Origin of the sequence: Streptomyces sp. NPDC002790, assembly GCF_040295505.1 — a bacterium.
Taxonomy (GTDB): domain Bacteria; phylum Actinomycetota; class Actinomycetes; order Streptomycetales; family Streptomycetaceae; genus Streptomyces.
Map to the genome: position 1 here is coordinate 1 of NZ_JBEOVM010000043.1, position 14,763 is coordinate 14,763.

10 protein-coding genes and 1 riboswitch are annotated in these 14,763 nt (G+C 72.4%); of the genes, 5 read left to right on the forward strand and 5 right to left on the reverse strand.

Features of this window, described 5'->3' with window-relative positions; genetic code table 11:
- Positions 1–127 precede the first annotated feature (127 nt).
- A complete protein-coding gene (locus tag ABT004_RS20215) occupies positions 128–268 on the reverse strand; it encodes a hypothetical protein (protein ID WP_351338597.1) in 141 nt (46 codons plus the stop codon).
- Positions 269–450: 182 nt separating this feature from the next.
- On the opposite strand from ABT004_RS20215, the gene ABT004_RS20220 reads away from it, so the two are divergent.
- Positions 451–2,928, forward strand: coding sequence for a polysaccharide lyase family 8 super-sandwich domain-containing protein (locus tag ABT004_RS20220; protein WP_351338599.1), 2,478 nt, complete (start codon positions 451–453; stop codon positions 2,926–2,928).
- Positions 2,929–2,937: 9 nt separating this feature from the next.
- On the opposite strand, the gene cobN is transcribed toward ABT004_RS20220, so the two are convergent.
- Positions 2,938–6,768 (reverse strand): cobaltochelatase subunit CobN, encoded by a 3,831-nt coding sequence (gene cobN / locus ABT004_RS20225; protein ID WP_351338601.1) that lies wholly within the window; start codon positions 6,766–6,768, stop codon positions 2,938–2,940.
- Positions 6,769–6,860: 92 nt separating this feature from the next.
- A riboswitch (cobalamin riboswitch) is annotated at positions 6,861–6,957 on the reverse strand.
- A gap of 242 nt (positions 6,958–7,199) precedes the next feature.
- Between cobN and ABT004_RS20230 the strand changes: the two genes are divergently transcribed.
- The 3 genes from ABT004_RS20230 to ABT004_RS20240 are packed head-to-tail and all read left to right on the forward strand — an operon-like array spanning position 7,200 to position 10,587.
- Positions 7,200–8,414, forward strand: a complete 1,215-nt coding sequence (locus ABT004_RS20230; protein WP_351338603.1) for a ferredoxin-like domain-containing protein — start codon at positions 7,200–7,202, stop codon at positions 8,412–8,414.
- Between the two features lie 8 nt (positions 8,415–8,422).
- On the forward strand, positions 8,423–9,073 hold the full coding sequence (locus ABT004_RS20235) for a precorrin-8X methylmutase (protein ID WP_351338606.1): 651 nt from the start codon (positions 8,423–8,425) through the stop codon (positions 9,071–9,073).
- Complete coding sequence (locus tag ABT004_RS20240; protein ID WP_351338609.1) at positions 9,070–10,587, forward strand: precorrin-2 C(20)-methyltransferase; 1,518 nt, start codon at positions 9,070–9,072, stop codon at positions 10,585–10,587. Before ABT004_RS20235 ends, ABT004_RS20240 begins: the two co-directional genes overlap by 4 nt.
- 109 nt (positions 10,588–10,696) lie before the next feature.
- On the opposite strand, the gene ABT004_RS20245 is transcribed toward ABT004_RS20240, so the two are convergent.
- Positions 10,697–11,431, reverse strand: a complete 735-nt coding sequence (locus ABT004_RS20245; protein ID WP_351338611.1) for a cobalt-precorrin-6A reductase — start codon at positions 11,429–11,431, stop codon at positions 10,697–10,699.
- Positions 11,432–11,442: 11 nt separating this feature from the next.
- Here ABT004_RS20245 and ABT004_RS20250 point away from each other — a divergent pair, with 11 nt between their 5' ends.
- Positions 11,443–12,579 carry a cobalt-precorrin-5B (C(1))-methyltransferase gene (locus ABT004_RS20250; protein WP_351338613.1) on the forward strand — a complete coding sequence of 379 codons (1,137 nt, stop codon included), beginning with the start codon at positions 11,443–11,445 and terminating at the stop codon, positions 12,577–12,579.
- Between the two features lie 30 nt (positions 12,580–12,609).
- Here ABT004_RS20250 and cobM read toward each other — a convergent pair whose 3' ends face one another.
- Positions 12,610–13,353: a precorrin-4 C(11)-methyltransferase gene (cobM, locus tag ABT004_RS20255; protein ID WP_351338616.1), complete on the reverse strand. Its 744-nt coding sequence runs from the start codon at positions 13,351–13,353 to the stop codon at positions 12,610–12,612.
- A gap of 13 nt (positions 13,354–13,366) precedes the next feature.
- Complete coding sequence (gene cbiE, locus ABT004_RS20260) at positions 13,367–14,605, reverse strand: precorrin-6y C5,15-methyltransferase (decarboxylating) subunit CbiE (RefSeq protein ID WP_351338619.1); 1,239 nt, start codon at positions 14,603–14,605, stop codon at positions 13,367–13,369.
- Between the last annotated feature and the right edge of the window lie 158 nt (positions 14,606–14,763).

The window sequence follows — 14,763 nt, forward strand, 5'->3', positions numbered from 1 at the left end:
TAACGCCTCCGTTATGTCTGGTGTGCCGCGCATGCACTGGTACAACACCCGAGCCGTAACCGCACTGGCAACAGCCGCGGGGGGGCCGCGGGAGGGGCCGCCCCCGCCTCTCGGTGAGGGGAACGGGTCAGCGCTTGCCGCCGACCGGACGACGCTTCGCGTGCGCCTTCGGGGCGCCCTTCTTCGGCTGCGCGTGCCGCTTGGCCGGGGCGGCCGGGGTGGCGCCCTTGCGGTTCTTGGCGACGGGGGCAATCTTGTGGAAGCTCATGGCGTTCTCCTAGAATTTCTGGGTCAATTCACTGTTTTTCTTTTCCGCCGGCGTTGTTCGTCGGCGACATGGAAAACACTACCGGGCCGAAAAGAGTGACCGGAACCAATTTCGTTTAGAGGTTGGTTAATTGCGAATGAGTCGGTTTCTCATAAGGAAAAACCGGCCGGAGGGACGGATCAATGGAGATCACCCGTAGACGTCTGCTGAGCGTGCTGGCCGCGAGTGGGGTGCTGGCCGCCGTGCCCGTACGGTGGGCGAGTGCCGATGAACTCGCCGTGGGCGCAGAGCAGTTGCTCGCCAATACGGTGGCCATGTTCGCGGGCACCGCCGAGTCCAACTCCCGTAAGGAGACCGCAGCCAAGCTCGCCGCGATCGAGAAGACGGCGCGCGCGAATCTCGCGGCGATGGACGCGGCGAGCGGTGACGGTGAGCTGTTCAAGGGGCTGCCGCTCGGAAGCAGCGATCCGAACCTCAACACCACGTATCAGAAGGTCTACGAGATCGCGCTGGCCACGCGGACGTCGGACGCCTCGGACATCCCCCGTGCCCGCGTCGTCGACGCGTTGACGTGGCTGCACGAGAAGTACTACGGCGACCAGTCCACCGGCTATTACGGCAACTGGTTCACCTGGGAGATAGGCGTCTCGCAGCACGTCAGCCGGACGCTGGTGCTGCTCGGGGACGCCGCCCCCGCCGAGCTGACCAGCACCTACATCGCCTCCATGGACGCGTATCTGCGCAGCGGCAAGGACGGCGACGTCGACCTCGACTCGCGGTTCCACACCGGTGCCAACCTCGCCGACATCACCACCAACCGCATCCTCCAGGGCGCGCTGACGGGCGACGAGGCCCGTATCCGCAAGGCGCTCACCGATCAGCTGACCGTCTTCGCGACGGTCGATCCGTACCGGCTCCAGCACGGCGTCACCGACGGGCACTACGCCGACGGCTCCTTCATTCAGCACTCCTCCGTCGCGTACACGGGCTCGTACGGGAAGGGGCTGCTCACGCGCGTGATCCAGACGCTGAAGCTGCTGGACGGGACGGGCTTCGCGTACGGCGAGGAACTCGTGCCCACCGTGCACAAGTGGGTGCGCGACGGGTTCGCTCCGCTGATCTTCGAGGGCTGGATGATGGAGGCGGTGAAGGGGCGGGCCGTGTCGCGCACGGGCAGCGGCTACGCCGATTCCGCCACGATCGTCGAGGGCGTCGTCGACCTCGCGTCGCTGTCGACGGGGGAGGAGGCAGGGGCCCTCAAGGCGTACGTGAAGCACATCCGGGCCACGTCGAAGGCGAGCCTGGACCCGGCGACGTTCGTCTCGCCGCTCAGCATCGTCCGGTACGCCGACATCCTCGCGGACCCCGACGTCCGCCCGGCCGACCTCAACCCGCCTGCCCGCTCCGTGGCCTTCAACGCGATGGACCGGACCGTTCACCGCCGTCCCGGTTACGCGTTCACGCTCTCCCGCAGTTCGCGGCGCATCAGCAAGTACGAGTACATGAGCGGCGAGAACCTGATGCCGTGGTTCCAGGGGGACGGGGCTCATTATCTGTACCTGGCGGGGCAGGATCAGGCGACGTCCTTCGGCGTCGACTACTTCACCGCCGTCTCCCCGTACGGGCTCGCGGGCGTGACCGCTCCCGTCGAACACCGGGGAACGGTACCGGAGTTGTACGAAGGCAAGCTGTTCTACGACAACCCGGACCACCCCCTGAACTTCACTGCGTCCAGCGAATCGCAGAACAAGTACGTGTACTTCCCGACGGCCACGCAGGCGTACTCGGGCGGCGCGGTGCTGGACGGTGTGTACGGCGCGGTCGGGTGGGTCGCCTCCGACGATGTGCCGTGGCGGGACAAGCGGGCGGGGGTGCTGCCGGACGACTTCGTGGCGTATCGCGGGGCGCGGGCCACGAAGTCGTGGTTCCTGCTGGATGACGAGATCGTGGTGCTCGCGGCGGGGGTCGGGGACGCTCCCGGTGGCGGGCGGGCCGTGACGACGACCGTCGACGCGCGCGTGGCGCCCGCGGGCGACGCGGTGACCGTGGCCGAGGGCGACGGATGGGTGCGCTGGGCGGACGGTTCGCGGGACGCGGCGGTCGGCTACGTCCGGCTCGCCGGGCCCGTCGCGAAGGCGCGGCTCGACACGGTGACGCGCAGCCGTCGCGTCGTACGCACCTCGAACCCGGACACGGCGGTGACGAAGCGGGTGTTCTCGCTGACGGTCGAGCAGGCGGCCGGGGCCAAGCCCGCCTCCTTCGCCTACGCGTTGCTGCCGAACGCCTCGGAGGCGGCGGTGCGCGCGTACAAGGGTGCGCGCGTGCTCGCGAACACCTCGCGGATGCAGGCCGTGGGCCACGACGGGCTCGGGCTCACGGGGGTGAACACCTTCGCCGGCGGCGCGCACCGGGTCGCGGGGCTCGACGTCGAGGGTCCGGCGTCCGTGCTCGTGCGCCGGCGGGACGGCGGGGTCACCGTCGCGGTGTCCGACCCCACCACCGAACGGGACACCGTCACGCTCGTGTTGCGCGGCCGCCGCCTGCGCAAGGCCGACGGCGACGACGTGGTGCGCGTCAGCACCGTGCCGGGCGGCACCCGGCTCGACGTCGACACGCACCACGCGTACGGACGGAGCTTCGCCGTGACGCTGCGGCGGTGAGGGTGGGGCCTACTCGTCCGCCTCCAGGTCGCCCTCCGACTCCAGGTACACCTGGCGGAGGGCCTCCAGCGTCTGCGGGTCCGGCTTCTCCCACATGCCGCGCGACTCGGCTTCGAGCAGGCGCTCCGCGATGCCGTGCAGGGCCCACGGGTTGTTCTCCGTGAGGAACTGGCGGTTCGTCTCGTCGAGGACGTACGTCTCGGTCAACTTGTCGTACATCCAGTCGGCGATGACGCCGGTCGTGGCGTCGTAGCCGAACAAGTAGTCCACCGTCGCGGCGAGTTCGAAGGCGCCCTTGTAGCCGTGGCGGCGCATCGCCTCGATCCACTTGGGGTTCACGACGCGGGCCCGGAAGACGCGGGAGGTCTCCTCGACGAGCGTGCGGGTCTTGACCGTCTCCGGGCGGGTGGAGTCGCCGATGTACGCCTCGGGGGCGGTTCCGCGCAGCGCGCGCACGGTGGCGACCATGCCGCCGTGGTACTGGAAGTAGTCGTCCGAGTCGGCGATGTCGTGCTCGCGGGTGTCGGTGTTCTTGGCGGCGACCGCGATGCGCTTGTAGGCGGTCTCCATCTCCGTACGGGCGGACCTTCCGTCGAGTCCGCGGCCGTACGCGTATCCGCCCCACACCGTGTAGACCTCGGCGAGGTCGGCGTCCGTGCGCCAGTCCTTGGAGTCGATCAGCTGGAGGAGACCGGCGCCGTACGTACCCGGGCGCGAGCCGAAGATACGGGTCGTGGCGCGGCGTTCGTCGCCGTGCTCGGCGAGGTCGGCCTGGGCGTGGGCCCGTACGTAGTTGTGCTCGGCGGGCTCGTCGAGGGACGCGGCGAGGCGGACCGCGTCGTCGAGGAGGCCGATGGTGTGCGGGAACGCGTCGCGGAAGAAGCCGGAGATCCGGAGGGTGACGTCGATGCGGGGTCGGTTCAGCTCCTCGTACGGGATCGGCTCCAGGCCGGTGACGCGGCGCGAGGCGTCGTCCCAGACGGGGCGGATGCCGAGGAGGGCGAGGGCCTCCGCGATGTCGTCGCCGGCGGTGCGCATGGCGCTTGTGCCCCACAGGGACAGGCCCACGGAGGTGGGGTATTCGCCGTTGTCGTCCTTGTACCGGGTGAGGAGGCTCTCGGCGAGGGCCTGCCCCGTCTCCCAGGCGAGCCGACTCGGCACGGCCTTCGGGTCGACGGAGTAGAAGTTCCGCCCGGTCGGCAGCACGTTCACGAGCCCTCGGAGCGGCGACCCACTCGGCCCTGCGGGTACGAAGCGGCCGTTCAGCGCGCGGACGGCGTGATCCAACTCGTCCGTCGTGGCACCCAGCCGGGGCACAACCTCGCGGGCGGCGAAGTCCAGGATCGCGGAAACGGGGTCGGGCCCGTCGTTATCGGTGCGCGGCACCGTGGTCCGCCTTGCCCACCCTGCCGCCCCAGGCGGCAGATTGCCCAAGGCGGGGGCGGCGGCATCGCCCCCTTCGGCGTCGGCGGGGTCGGGCAAATCAAGCCCCTGCGGCGATTGAGCAGGCTCTTCAAGCCCCGCCGGCGTTTGAGGCGCGGGGTCCGGGGCGGAGCCCCGAGACGTGGGGGCAGCTGTGGCGATTGCTTGCGGTACCGCGTCCGGGGACCAGTCGGCCGCCTCCATGGCTTCCACCAAGGACCGGGCCATGGCCTCCACCTCGTCCGCCGCGACGCGGGTCGCAGCCGACTCGTCCAGGCCGAGCGCCTCCCGCAACCCCGGCAGGGCCTGGTTGCCGCCCCAGATCTGGCGGGCCCGCAGAATCGCGAGGACCAGGTTGACGCGGTCGGCGCCGGCCGGCGCCTGGCCCAGGACGTGCAGACCGTCGCGGATCTGGACGTCCTTGATCTCACAGAGCCAGCCGTCGAGATGCATGATGAACTCGTCGAAGCCCTCGTCCTCGGGCCGGTCCGCGACCCCCAGGTCGTGGTCGAGCTTCGCGGCCTGGATGAGGGTCCAGATCTGGGCGCGGATCGCGGGCAGCTTCGCCGGGTCCATGGCGGCGATCTGGGCGTGCTCGTCGAGGAGTTGCTCGAGCCGGGCGATGTCGCCGTAGGAGTCCGCGCGGGCCATCGGCGGCACCAGGTGGTCGATGAGCGTGGCGTGCACACGGCGCTTGGCCTGCGTGCCCTCGCCGGGGTCGTTGACCAGGAACGGGTAGATGAGGGGCAGATCGCCGAGCGCCGCGTCCGGCCCGCACGCCGCCGAAAGCCCCGCGTTCTTGCCAGGCAGCCACTCCAGGTTGCCGTGCTTGCCGAGGTGGATCATCGCGTCCGCACCGAAACCACCGTCACCGGCCGACGCCGCGATCCAGCGGTACGCCGCCAAGTAGTGGTGGGACGGCGGGAGATCGGGGTCGTGGTAGATCGCGATCGGGTTCTCGCCGAAGCCGCGCGGCGGCTGGATGAGGATGAGCAGATTGCCGCGGCGCAGGGCGGCGAGCACGATGTCGCCCTCGGGGTTGCGGGACCGGTCCACGAACATCTCGCCGGGCGGCGGCCCCCAGTGCCGCTCGACGCCGTCCCGCAGCTCCTGCGGCAGCGTCGCGTACCAGCGCTTGTAGTCGGCGGCCGGGATGCGGACCGGGTTCTTCGCGAGCTGCTCCTCGGTCAGCCACTCCTGGTCGTGGCCGCCCGCGTCGATGAGCGCGCGGATCAGCTCGTCGCCGTCGCCGGAGGCGAGGCCGGGGATCTCGGCCGTGTCCCCGAAGTCGTAGCCCTCTTCGAGGAGTCGGCGCAGGATCGCCACCGCGGAGGCCGGGGTGTCCAGGCCCACCGCGTTGCCGATGCGCGAGTGCTTCGTCGGGTACGCGGACAGGACGAGCGCGAGCTTCTTGTCCGCCGCCGGGATGTGCCTGAGGCGCGCGTGGCGCACCGCGATCCCGGCCACCCGGGCCGCCCGCTCGGGGTCGGCGACGTAGGCCGGGAGCCCGTCCTCGTCGATCTCCTTGAAGGAGAACGGGACGGTGATGAGGCGGCCGTCGAACTCCGGCACCGCGATCTGGCTCGCGGCGTCCAGCGGCGAGACGCCCTCGTCGTTCGCCTCCCAGTCGGCGCGGGAGGAGGTCAGGCACAGGGCCTGGAGGATCGGGACGTCGAGCTGCGTGAGCGCGCCCGCGTCCCAGGACTCGTCGTCGCCTCCGGCGCTCGCCTGAGCGGGCTTCGTGCCGCCGGCCGCGAGGACCGTCGTGACGATCGCGCCGACCGGGCGCAGGGCGTCGATCAACTCCGGTTCGGGGGCGCGGAGGGACGCGACGTACAGCGGCAGGGGGCGGGCGCCCGCGCGCTCGATCTCGTCGCAGAGGCCGTGCACGAACGCCGTGTTGCCGCTCATGTGGTGGGCGCGGTAGTAGAGCACCGCGACCGTCGGGCCTTCGGCGGTCGAGGGCTCGCGCTCCAACTCGCCCCAGGTCGGCGCGGCGACCGGCGGCTCGAAGCCGTGGCCGGTCAGCAGCACCGTGTCCGAGAGGAAGCGGGCCAGCTGGCCCAGGTTCTCGGGACCGCCGTGCGCCAGGTACTTGTGGGCCTCGGCCGCGATGCCGACCGGCACCGTGGACGTCGCCATCAGCTGGGCGTCGGGGGCCTGTTCACCGGTGAGGACGACCAGCGGGATCCCGGCGGCGGTCAGCCGGTCGATGCCGTCCTGCCAGGCGCGGACGCCGCCGAGGAGGCGTACGACCACCAGGTCCACGCCGTCGAGGAGACCCGGCAGGTCCGTCTCGACGTCGATACGGGAAGGGTTGTCGAAGCGGAAACCGACCGGGGCGTCGGCGGCGTTGGCCGCACGGGCGCTGAGCAGGTCGGTGTCCGACGTCGACAGGAGCAGGAGCTGCTGAGGCATGCGTCGTCTGGCCTTCCTCGGGGTGTCCGCGCCCCGGGTGGTCTTGGGATGGGGTCTCCCCTGCTCGAGGTTGTTCGAGAGCTTGGGGAAAGGAGTTCCTGGCTCACTCCGGCCTGGGGCCGGGGCTCACAGTGGCGGGACCGCGCCGGGTTCGCACCGGGCTTCCTCCTGTGTCGCCGTCGCTGGCGATGTGCGGCGGGCCGGACGGGCCCACCGCGCCTCATCGTACGGGGGCGGGTGCCGGACTCGGTACGGGACGCCGTCGGCGCCCGCTCCGGGGCGGGGGCGTCTCGGAAAGGTGTGACGGTTTCCCGAGATGTGTCACGCTTTTCCGTCGCGGGTCCCCGCGCCTTCCGTCGCGGGTCCCCGGCACCTGTGCCGTGGTCGGCGTCACGGAGGCGACGCGGGGACCGGTGGGTATGCTCCCCGGCATGCCCGCCTCCCCCATACCCGTCGGCCGCGGTACGTCCGGTGCGCCCGGTTCGTCCGGCGACGACGCCTGTCCGGGGGCGTTGCGCCTGCACGCGGCCGATGACGGTGGGCTCGCCCGGATCCGGATACCCGGCGGGCTGCTTCCGCGGCACCGGGCGCGGGCGCTCGGCGACGCGGCGCGCGAGTTCGGGGACGGTGTCGTACGAATCACGTCGCGCGGCAACGCGGAGGTGCGCGGTGTCGACGCCAAGCGCGGCGCCGAGTTCGGGGCGGCCCTGCGAGCCGCAGGCCTGCTCCCCTCGGCCGCGCACGAACGCGTCCGCAACATCCTCGCCTCGCCGCTCTCGGGCCTCGACGACCGGAGCCCCGCCGACGTACGCGAGTGGCTCCTCGACCTCGACCAGCTGCTGTGCGCGAGCACGGTGACGCCCACGCTGAGCGGCAAGTTCCTGTTCGCCCTGGACGACGGCCGCGGCGACGTCGCCGCACTCGCACCCGACATCCTGCTGCGGGCGACGCCCGGGGGCCGCGCCGTGCTCCGCCTCGCCGCCGAACCGTACGAACTGCGCCTGGCGTACGAGGATGCGGCGCGGGCCGCGGTGGCGGCGGCGGAGGAGTTCGTCGCGGCGGCCCGGGACGATCCGGGGCGGGGCTGGCGGGTCGCCGAACTCACCCTCGTACCAGGGGAGTTGACGGAGCGTGTAGCGCGGAGGACCGGGGCCGAGGTCGCCGCGGCGCCGGAGCGGCCGGTCGCACGGCCGCCGAAACCCGGGCCGGTCCTCGACGCCGCCGGCGCCGTACGGGCGTGGTCCGTGCAGGCCCCCTTCGGTGCCGTCACACCCGACGCCTGGTCGGCGCTGCTCGACTCGGCCGACGGCGAGGTGCGGCTCACCCCGTGGCGCGGGATCGTCGTGCCCGGCGCAGACTCCGAACCGCTCGCCCGCGCGGGCTTCGTCACCGCACCGGACTCACCGTGGACGCGGGTGAGCGCCTGCGTCGGCCGACCCGGCTGCGCCAAGTCCCACGCGGACGTGCGCGCGGAGGCCGCCGCGCACCTCGCCGACATGGACTCGTACGGCGGCCTGCCCGTGTACTGGTCCGGCTGCGAGCGGCGCTGCGGGCACCCCACCGGCCCGTACGTGGACGTCGTGGCGCAGCCCGGCGGCGGCCACACCCTCACCGTTCCCTCCGTCCCCCATCACACCGAGAGCTGAGAGCAACCGTGTTCGACTACGAGAAGGACGGCGCGGCGATCTACCGCGAGTCCTTTGCCACGATCCGCGCGGAAGCCGCGGACGGACTCGCGGCGCTGCCCGCCGACCTCGCCCAGGTGGCGGTCCGCATGATCCACGCCTGCGGCCAGGTGGATCTCGTACAGGACATCGGCCACTCGACCGGCGTCGTGGCGAACGCGCGGGCCGCGCTGCGCGCCGGGGCGCCCATCCTGTGCGACGCCCACATGGTCGCCAGCGGCGTCACCCGCAAGCGGCTGCCCGCCGAGAACGAGGTGATCTGCACGCTGAGGGACCCTCAAGTACCGGACCTCGCTGCCAAGTTGGGGACCACGCGCAGTGCCGCCGCGCTCGAACTGTGGCGTGACCGGCTCGACGGCGCCGTCGTCGCGATCGGCAACGCGCCCACCGCGCTCTTCCACCTCATGGAGATGATCGCGAAGGGCGCGCCGAAGCCCGCCGCGATCATCGGCATACCCGTCGGCTTCGTCGGCGCCGCCGAGTCGAAGGACGCGCTCGCCGCGAACGAACTGGGCCTCGAACACCTCGTCGTACGAGGACGCAGGGGCGGCAGCGCCATCACCGCCGCCGCGCTGAACGCGATCGCGACCGAGGCGGAGATCATGGAGGACCGGGCATGAGCGGGAAGCTGTATGGCGTCGGGCTCGGGCCCGGTGACCCGGAGTTGATGACCGTCGCGGCCGTGAAGGTGATCGCCTCCGCCGACGTCATCGCGTACCACTGCGCGCGCCACGGGCGTTCCATCGCCCGCTCGATCGCCGCGGAGCACATCCGCGAGACCCAGATCGAGGAGCGGCTGATGTATCCGCTCACGGTCGAGACGACGGATCATCCCCGCGGATACCGGGGCGCGCTCGACGACTTCTACGAGGAGGCGGCCGCCACCCTTGCCGCGCACCTCGACGCCGGGCGCACGGTCGCCGTGCTCGCCGAGGGCGACCCGATGTTCTACGGCTCGTACCAGCACATGCACAAGCGGCTCGCCGACCGGTACGAGGCGACCGTGATCCCGGGTGTCACGTCCATCAGCGCCGCCGCCGCACGGCTCGGGCAGCCGCTGTGCGAGGACAAGGAGACGCTGACCGTCATCCCCGGCACGCTGCCGGAGGACGAGCTGTCCGCGCGGATCGCCGCCGCGGACTCCGCTGTCGTCATGAAGCTGGGGCGTACGTTCACCAAGGTGCGGGCGGCGATCGAGAGTTCGGGGCGGCTCGACGACGCGCGTTATGTCGAGCGGGCGTTCATGGACGGCGAGCGGACGGGGGCGCTGGCCGACATCGACCCGGAGTCCGTGCCGTACTTCTCCGTCGCCGTGCTGCCCTCCCGGGTCGACGCGGTGCCGGTGGCGGACCTGGACGCGGAGCTGGATCCGGCTCGGGGCGAGGTCGTGGTCGTGGGTACCGGGCCCGCGGGTGCGCCCTGGCTGACGCCGGAGTCGCGCGGCGCGCTGGCCAACGCCGACGACCTGGTCGGGTACACCACGTACCTCGCGCGTGTGCCCGGACGGCCGGGGCAGGTGCGGCACGGGTCGGACAACAAAGTCGAGTCCGAGCGTGCCGAGTTCGCCCTCGATCTGGCGCGGCGCGGGCATCGTGTCGCGGTCGTCTCCGGGGGTGACCCCGGTGTCTTCGCGATGGCGACGGCGGTGCTCGAAGTCGCCTCGGAGGAGCGGTACTCGGGGATTCCGGTGCGGGTCCTGCCGGGGGTTACGGCGGCGAACGCGGCGGCGGCGAAGGCGGGGGCGCCGCTCGGGCACGACTACGCGACGATCTCCCTTTCCGACCGGCTGAAGCCGTGGGAGGTCATCGCGGAGCGGTTGCGGACGGCTGCGGCGGCGGATCTGGTGCTGGCCCTTTACAACCCGGGGTCGCGGAGCCGGACGTGGCAGGTGGGCAAGGCGCGGGAGTTGTTGCTTGAGCTGCGGCTGCCGGATACGCCGGTGGTTCTTGCGCGGGATGTCGGCGGGGCCGAGGAGAGCGTACGGGTCGTCCGGCTCGCCGATCTTGACCCCGAGGTCGTCGACATGCGTACGTTGCTGATCGTCGGGTCGTCGCAGACCCAGGCGGTGGTCCGTGCGGACGGCCGAACGGTGACATGGACCCCGCGCCGCTATCCAGAACCCGGCACCGCGTAACGGCCACGGGGCTCCGCCCCGGACCCCGCGCCTCAATCGCCGGCGGGGCTTGAGCTATCAAGCCCCTGCGGCGATTGAGCAGCGGGGTATGGGGCAGAGCCCCAGTCTTTCAGGGCCGGGGGGCGTTGAGCCAGTGTGTGGCTTCCTCCACGGTGGTGGCGACGGGGACACCGGTCGGCACCGGGGGGCGGCGGACCACCACCACCGGGATGCCCGCCTCCCGCGCAGCGGTCAACTTCGGGGAGGTCGCGGCGCCGCCGCTGTCCTTGGTCACGAGGACGTCGATGGCGTGGTCGGAGAGGACCGCGCGTTCGCCGGACAACGTGAACGGGCCCCGGTCCAGCAGCACCTCCATCCGCGGCGGCACCGGCGCCTCAGGCGCATCCACGGACCGCACGAGGAACTCCGCGTCATCGACGTGGGCGAACGCGGCAAGCCCCATCCGCCCCGTGGTGAGGAAGACCCGCCCCGCCCCCCGCACCGCCTCGGCCGCCTCCGCCAGGGAGCCGACCTCCCGCCAGTCGTCCCCCGGACCCGGCACCCAGCCGGGCCGCCGCAGCGCGAGCAGGGGAACATGGGCGGTGGCGGCGGCCCGCGCCGCGTTGAAACTGATCGTCTCGGCGAAGGGATGGGTGGCATCGATGACCGCGGACACGGCCTGCTCGAGGATCCACTCCGCCATGCCGTCCGCCCCGCCGAACCCGCCGATCCGCACCTCACCGGCCGGCAGCCGGGGCGCCGCGACGCGGCCCGCGAGCGAGCTGGTCACGCGGACCCGCGGGTGCAGGGCCTCGGCCAGGTGCCGGGCCTCGGTCGTCCCGCCGAGAATCAACACGTGCGGCATCGGGGAACTCCATGAACGAATCGACTGAGCCGAAAGGCGGGCGCAGCGCCCAACTCAAGCACACCGGTCTGCGGCCCGGCTGGACGACCGGCGCCTGCGCGACCGCCGCGACCACGGCCGCGTACACGGCGCTGCTGACCGGCGAGTTCCCCGACCCGGTGACGATCACGCTGCCGAAGGGCCAGACACCGGCCTTCGCGCTCGCGGTGGAGTCCCGCGACGCGGAATCGGCGACGGCCGGTGTCGTCAAGGACGCCGGCGACGACCCGGACGTCACGCACGGCGCCCTCGTACGGTCCACGGTGCGGCGCCTCCCGCCCGGCTCGGGAGTGGTGTTCAAGGCGGGGCCGGGCGTCGGCACGGTCACCCGGCCCGGACTTCCGCTGCCGGTCGGCGAACCCGCCATCAACCCGGTGCCGCGCGAGATGATCCGCACGCACCTCGACCGGGTGGCAGCGGAACAGGGCGACCCCGGCAACGTAGACGTAGAGGTCACGATCTCCATCGACCACGGCGAGGAGATCGCCCGCTCGACCTGGAACCCGCGGCTCGGGATCCTCGGCGGTCTGTCGGTGCTCGGCACGACGGGGATCGTCGTGCCCTACTCGTGCTCGGCGTGGATCGACTCGATCCGGCGGGGCGTCGACGTGGCGCGCGCCGCGGGCCGTACGCATGTCGCGGGCTGCACCGGCTCGACGTCCGAGAAGACGGTCGTCCGTGAACACGCCCTGCCCGACGACGCGTTGCTCGACATGGGCGACTTCGCGGGCGCGGTCCTGAAGTACATCCGCCGCCACCCGGTCGACCGTCTGACCATCTGCGGCGGCTTCGCCAAGCTGTCGAAACTGGCGGCGGGCCATCTGGATCTGCACTCGGGCCGTTCCCAGGTCGACAAGGGTTTCCTGGCCGAACTGGCGCGCGGCGGCGGGGCGTCGGAGTCCCTCGCCCAGGAGGTCGCCGAGGCCAACACAGGACTCGCCGCCCTCCAACTGTGCACGGCGGCGGGTGTCCCGCTCGGTGACCTGGTGGCGAGGGCGGCCCGCGACGAGGCTCTCGCGGTCCTCCGCGGCGCCCCGGTGGCCGTGGACGTCATCTGCATCGACCGAGCAGGGAACGTAGTAGGCAAATCAAGCCCCTGCGGCGATTGAGCAGCGGGGCCCGGGGCAGAGCCCGGCAACCTAGGCCCGTTCCCGCCCCACGGAGTACAGGTGGCTGTCCCGGAACTGGGAGGCGCCCAACGTGCGGCCCACGATGATCACGGCGGTCCGCAGCACACCCGACGCCTTCACCTGGTCCGCGATGTCGGCGAGGGTGCCGCGCAGGACCAGTTCGTTCTCGCGGCTGGCGTAGGCGACGACCGCGGTGGGGCAGTCCGCGCCGTAGTGCGGAAGCAGTTCGGAGACGATCCGGTCCACGTAGCGCGCGCCGAGGTGCAGGACGAGGAGCGCGCCGCTCGCGCCGAGTGTCGCGAGGTCCTCGCCGGGCGGCATCGGTGTGGCCTGCTGGGCGATACGGGTCAGGATCACCGTCTGGCCGACCGTCGGCACCGTCAGTTCGCGCTTCAGCGCCGCTGCCGCCGCCGCGAACGCCGGGACTCCGGGGACCATCTCGTACGGGATGCCGAGCGCGTCCAGGCGGCGCATCTGCTCGGCCACCGCGGAGAACACGGACGGGTCGCCGGAGTGCAGGCGGGCCACGTCGTGTCCTGCCTCGTGCGCCGCCGCGAACTCCCGCTCGATGGCGTCGAGATCGAGGTTCGCCGTGTCGATCAGCTTCGCGTCCTGCGGGCATTCGGCGAGGAGTTCGGCCGGGACCAGCGAACCCGCGTACAGGCACACCTGGCAGTTCGCGAGCGTGCGCGCGCCGCGGACCGTGATCAGGTCGGCGGCGCCGGGGCCCGCCCCGATGAAGTAGACGGTCATGGCTGTCCCACCTTTAGAGTTCCGCTGTTTTCGTTACCGACCATTGCGTGACCGGCATCGCCTGCCGCCACCCCGTGAAGCCGCCGACCGGCACCGCGTGCGCGACGGACAGCTTCACCAGGTCGCCACCGTGGCGCCGGTACCAGGTGGCGAGCAGCGCCTCGGATTCGAGGGTGACGGTGTTGGCCACCAGGCGGCCGCCCGGTGCGAGCGCTGCCCAGCAGGCGTCGAGGAGGTCGGGGGCGGTGAGGCCGCCGCCGATGAACACGGCGTCGGGGGGCGGGAGTTCGGCCAGCGCCTTCGGTGCGGGGCCGGTGACGGCGGTCAGGCCCGGCACGCCGAGCCGCGCCGCGTTCCGCTCGATGCGGGCCGCGCGCTCCGGGTCCCGCTCCACGGCGTACGCGCGGCAGGACGGGTGCGTGCGCATCCACTCGATGCCGATGGAGCCCGAGCCGCCGCCGATGTCCCACAGCAGTTCGCCGGGGGCGGGGGCGAGCGCGGCGAGGGTCGCGGCGCGGACGTGGCGCTTGGTGAGCTGGCCGTCGTTCTCGTACGCGGTGTCGGGCAGGCCGGGGGCGGCGCCGAGGCGCAGGGTGTCGGGGGCGCGGCGGCAGTCGACGGCGATCACGTTCAGCGGGTCGCCGGGCGCGTGCGTCCAGGCCTCGGCCACGCCCTCGTACGACGTCTCCTCCTCGGCGCCGAGGCGTTCCAGGACGGTGAGGCGGCTCGGTCCGAAGCCGCGCTCCGTGAGCAGCTTCGCGACCTCGGCGGGGGTGGCCGCGCCGGCGGAGAGGACGAGTACGTGGCGGCCGTGGTGCAGTGCGGCGGCGAGCCGGTCGGCCGGGCGGCCCACCAGCGTGACCACCTCGGTCTCCTCCACGGGCCAGCCGAGGCGGGCGCAGGCGTAGGAGGTGGAGGACGGGTGCGGCAGCACGTGCAGTGCGTCGGGGCCGACGATTTCGGTCAGCGCCCGGCCGATGCCGTAGAACATCGGGTCGCCGCTGGCCAGGACGGCGAGGCGGTGGCCCGCGTAGCGGGCGAGGAGGGTCGGGACGGCGGGGCGCAGGGGGGTGGGCCAGGGGACGCGGTCGCCCTCGCACTCCGGGGGGAGCAGGGCGAGTTGGCGGGGCCCGCCGATGACTGCGGTCGCGGTGCGGAGGGCCTCGCGGGAGGTCTCCGGGAGGCCCGGCCAGCCGTCCGCGCCGATTCCGACGACGGTGGCCATCGGTGGGGCCGGGTTCGCGGGGGTCACTGCCAGGTACCTCGGGTCGTCAAGAGCGCCAACGTCGAAGCCGCACTCTATCGGGCGACACCAGCCCCGCCCCGACCCCGGCCCCCCGCGCCTCAATCGCCGGCGGGGCTGAAAAGACCCGGGGCTCCGCCCCGGAACCCGCGCCTCAATCGCCGCAG

Coding starts and splice junctions, on each gene's coding strand:
- ABT004_RS20245 (WP_351338611.1), bottom strand. CDS start 11,431: ATGCCGCACGTGTTGATTCTCGGCGGGACGACCGAGGCCCGGCACCTG.
- ABT004_RS20215 (WP_351338597.1), bottom strand. CDS start 268: ATGAGCTTCCACAAGATTGCCCCCGTCGCCAAGAACCGCAAGGGCGCC.
- ABT004_RS20220 (WP_351338599.1), top strand. CDS start 451: ATGGAGATCACCCGTAGACGTCTGCTGAGCGTGCTGGCCGCGAGTGGG.
- ABT004_RS20240 (WP_351338609.1), top strand. CDS start 9,070: ATGAGCGGGAAGCTGTATGGCGTCGGGCTCGGGCCCGGTGACCCGGAG.
- cobN (WP_351338601.1), bottom strand. CDS start 6,768: ATGCCTCAGCAGCTCCTGCTCCTGTCGACGTCGGACACCGACCTGCTC.
- cobM (WP_351338616.1), bottom strand. CDS start 13,353: ATGACCGTCTACTTCATCGGGGCGGGCCCCGGCGCCGCCGACCTGATC.
- ABT004_RS20230 (WP_351338603.1), top strand. CDS start 7,200: ATGCCCGCCTCCCCCATACCCGTCGGCCGCGGTACGTCCGGTGCGCCC.
- ABT004_RS20250 (WP_351338613.1), top strand. CDS start 11,443: ATGAACGAATCGACTGAGCCGAAAGGCGGGCGCAGCGCCCAACTCAAG.